This window comes from Pedobacter sp. PLR (genome assembly GCF_026239675.1).
GTDB lineage: Bacteria > Bacteroidota > Bacteroidia > Sphingobacteriales > Sphingobacteriaceae > Pedobacter.
The window spans coordinates 1-1,490 of record NZ_JAPIVQ010000028.1 but is presented as its reverse complement, the minus strand read 5'-3'; the positions used below and the strand labels follow the sequence as shown (position 1 = coordinate 1,490).

General features: G+C 35.8%; 2 protein-coding genes. Both read right to left on the bottom strand.

The window, feature by feature from the left end:
• Nucleotides 1-138: 138 nt before the first annotated feature.
• Nucleotides 139-1,026, bottom strand: a complete 888-nt coding sequence (locus tag OQX61_RS24200; RefSeq protein WP_265844420.1) for an IS3 family transposase — start codon at nucleotides 1,024-1,026, stop codon at nucleotides 139-141.
• 23 nt (nucleotides 1,027-1,049) lie between these two features.
• Nucleotides 1,050-1,451, bottom strand: coding sequence for a hypothetical protein (locus OQX61_RS24195; protein WP_265844419.1), 402 nt, complete (start codon nucleotides 1,449-1,451; stop codon nucleotides 1,050-1,052).
• Nucleotides 1,452-1,490 lie beyond the last annotated feature (39 nt).

The window sequence follows — 1,490 nt, the reverse complement described above, 5'->3', positions numbered from 1 at the left end:
TGTCTCGTCCTGAAAAAACCTTACAGGTGATTACTGTTAGTCCTTGATGTTCCTTACACCAGATTCTCTTAGTCCTGTTTCTTCCTTACAAGTATAAGAAAGCTAAATCAGTTATGCAATATTGGGATTCCAGAGGGTTTAAGTTAACTGTTTAATTGGCTCTGGCTTCTTGAATCGGCTGTAGTGTTTCCATTTCATTTTCAGAATCCCTATTTCATTGTGAGCTTGATCTGGGGTGAGATAATTAACACTGCTATGGGGCCGTTTTGAATTATAAATTTTGATGATTCTAGATAATGCTTTTTCTGCTTCTTTATGGTTTTGATAAACTCTTTTAGGATAGAACTCATTCTTTATAATGCCATTAACACGTTCTGCCAAAGCATTATCATATGGGCTTCCACTTTGAGTCATACTAATTGATATACCTTCCTCCTTCAATATCTCCACATAATCGGCACAGCAGTACTGAATCCCCCTATCTGAATGATGTACAAGGCAAAATGGCAATTCATGTTTCCTACTTGAGATCGCCATTTTTAAGGCCTTTATACAACCAATCGCCTCCAGTGTTGGATGAAGAGAATAACCAACTATCTTTCTTGAATAAGCATCAGTAATTAAACTCAAATAACTAAATCCTTGAAGAGTTCTAATGTAGGTGATATCGCTAACCCATAATTGCTCAGGATCTGTTATGCACATCTGCTTAATTAAATTTGGATATCTTTTTAACCAATGATTTGAATTAGTAGTTTGAACCATGCGTTTTCTACATCGAATTAATAATCCATGAAACCGGAGTAAATCAAAAAGTTGATCTCTACCCATTTTTATGCCATGCTTTAAAAATTCAGGACCTAAGAGGAATAGTGCTTTTCTGGTACCCAATAGCGGCATATCACTTCTGGTTTCTTTGATCATAGTTAATACAATCATGTGAGCTATAGAGGTTTTATCAGCGTGGTTTATTGCTTCGTAATAAGCTTGTCGTGTAACACCAAACAGTGCACAGAGATTACCCAAACCTTGATTTGGATGTTTCTGTCTTAATCTTTTGACTGTTTGGCACCAGGCTTTTTTATTATTTTTATATGCAGGTCTTCCTCACTTACTTCAATGATTGTCTGGAGTCCACTAATCTTTAATTTGGCTTTTTCTAACTCCTTAGAAAGGTCCATTACCTGTTTCGCTAATATCCTTACTTTGGAATCTTCTTTGATATCAATCATAGCAGTTTTGGCTATCTCCATCGGCCTCAAGTTATTATGCGACTGCGTGGTAACCCAATTATTAACGGTTTTGCGATTGATTACGTACTTCTTTGCAGCTGCTCTATGGGTTAAAAGTCCAGTTGTTATTTCATGTACAACTTTGAGTTTAATTTTCTCACTATAAGATCTGCTGGTTTTAGTTTGTTTTGGCGCTGAAAGTCCATTTTCTTTTGTCATTTTTAAAGCTTTAATGTAAAGCTATTTCAGGACAAGACA